This window comes from Paraconexibacter sp. (assembly GCF_041602235.1).
In the GTDB taxonomy this organism is placed as follows: domain Bacteria; phylum Actinomycetota; class Thermoleophilia; order Solirubrobacterales; family Solirubrobacteraceae; genus Paraconexibacter.
The window spans coordinates 1-1,812 of the sequence record NZ_JBFIGP010000465.1 but is presented as its reverse complement, the minus strand read 5'-3'; the positions used below and the strand labels follow the sequence as shown (position 1 = coordinate 1,812).

3 protein-coding genes and 1 pseudogene are annotated in these 1,812 nt (G+C 74.9%); 2 read left to right on the top strand and 2 right to left on the bottom strand.

All coding sequences use genetic code 11. From position 1 onward, the window contains the following. Positions 1–95 precede the first annotated feature (95 nt). Entirely contained in the window at positions 96–686 is a 591-nt protein-coding gene (locus tag ABYE80_RS20480; protein WP_372792247.1) for an NTP transferase domain-containing protein, read from the top strand. Continuing rightward, positions 683–1,285: an SRPBCC family protein gene (locus tag ABYE80_RS20475; protein ID WP_372792245.1), complete on the top strand. Its 603-nt coding sequence runs from the start codon at positions 683–685 to the stop codon at positions 1,283–1,285. Before ABYE80_RS20480 ends, ABYE80_RS20475 begins: the two co-directional genes overlap by 4 nt. 25 nt (positions 1,286–1,310) lie before the next feature. Here ABYE80_RS20475 and ABYE80_RS20470 read toward each other — a convergent pair whose 3' ends face one another. Both ABYE80_RS20470 and ABYE80_RS20465 read right to left on the bottom strand, forming a co-directional pair. Then, entirely contained in the window at positions 1,311–1,622 is a 312-nt protein-coding gene (locus ABYE80_RS20470; RefSeq protein ID WP_372792243.1) for an AzlD domain-containing protein, read from the bottom strand. Continuing rightward, a pseudogene (locus ABYE80_RS20465) lies at positions 1,619–1,812 on the bottom strand (branched-chain amino acid ABC transporter permease); the annotation flags it as partial. The pseudogene ABYE80_RS20465 and the gene ABYE80_RS20470, both read right to left, overlap by 4 nt.

The window sequence follows — 1,812 nt, the reverse complement described above, 5'->3', positions numbered from 1 at the left end:
GCGCTCTCCATCATGGCCGAGCTCGTCGCCGTCCGGCGCGGACATCCGGGCGGTCGCCTGCGCGACGCCGAGGGGCGCATCCACGAGGTCGGCGCATGAGCTCGCACAGCGCCGCGGTGATCCTCGCTGCGGGGGCCTCCGAGCGCTTCGGTTCCGTCAAGCAGCTCGCCGAGCTCGACGGGCGCCCGATGCTCCAGCACGTGATCGACGCCGTCGTCGCCGTCCGGGAGCTCGATCCGGTGGTGCTCGTGCTCGGCGCCCATCAGGAGGAGATCCACGCCGCCATCGACACGCGTCGCGCGGTCGTGGCCCTGTGCCTCGGCTGGGAGGAGGGCCTGGCGGCCTCGCTGAGGGCAGGGGTCGCGGCGGTCGCCGAGCGGGACCCGGACGTGGCGCGCGTGGTGGTGGTCCTCGGTGACACCCCGCGCCTGGAGACGGCGGTGATCGAGGACGTGCTGGCGGCGTCGGTCGCCGCGCCTCCGGCCGTCCCGGTCCGTGCCACCTACGACGGGCGCCCCGGCCACCCGGTCGTGATTCCGCGCCACCTGCTGCACGCCGTCGAGGAGCTCACCGGGGACGAGGGTGCCCGGGAGCTGCTCGCCGGCGGGCCCATGCTGCTGGTCGCCGCCGGTGGACCCGGCGGCATGGACGTCGACACCCCCGAGAACCTGGAGACCCTGCGATGAAGCTCGAGCAGTCGTTCACCGTGTCCGCCCCGGTGCAGACCGTCTGGGAGGCGCTGATCGACATCGAACGCGTGGCGCCGTGCCTCCCCGGGGCGGAGGTCACCGAGGCCGTCGGCGACGGGACCTACAAGGGCACGTTCACGGTCAAGCTCGGACCCACCACCGCCGCCTACGCCGGGACGCTCAAGATGGACGACCTCGACGGGGCCGCGCACGTCGCGACGATGCACGCTCGCGGCACGGACAAGCGCGGGCAGGGCGGCGCGAACGCGACGATCGTCTCCCGCGTCACGGAGGACGCCGAAGGAGGCGGCACGCGGGTCGATGTCGACACGGACTTCACGATCACGGGCAAGCTCGCGCGCTTCGGCCGGGGCGGCATGATCCAGGACGTCGCCAACCGCATGCTCAAGGAGTTCGCGGCCAACCTCGAGGAGGAGGTGCAGGTCGGGGCTCCGGCAGGCCCGGGCGCCGAGGACGCGGCGCACCCGCAGGCCGGGCCCGGCGAACGCCGCGCCCCGGCCAAGCCGGTGTCGGCGTTCCGGCTGATGCTCGGGGCGCTGCTCGACCGCATCCGCCGCCTGTTCCGGCGTCCCTGACCCCGGGCCGGCGAACGCGCGCGCCTCAGGTCAGGAGGCGCAGCGCGGCGGTCACCCCGGCGGCCAGCCCGACGCCGACCAGCACGCTCGCGCCGCGCCACAGGGCGACGCCCGCGACGCCGACGCCTGCCGTGTCCTCGCCGACGTGGAGGTCGCCGCTGTCGGCCAGCGCCGACGTGACGATGAGGGCGGCGAGGAGGGCCGGGGCGAGCAGCACGACGACGTTCGCGAACCGAGCAGGGAGGTCCCGTCCCCCGAACGCGATGGGACCCACGCCCTTGATGATCATCGTGACCACCGCGCAGCCGGCGATCGTCGCCCACGCCGTCCCGGTCATCGCGGGCCTCCCGGGTCGGGCTCGGCCGGCGTGTCCGCCCCGTGGGGATGGAGGCCGAGCGTCAGATCCTCCCCGACCGCGATGTCCGCCGCGTCCGGGGTGCCGGTGCCGGCCCGCAGACCGACGAGGGCTACGACGCTGGCGGTCAGCACGGGGACACCGGGCGGCGTGAGCGGCACGAGGACCAGCG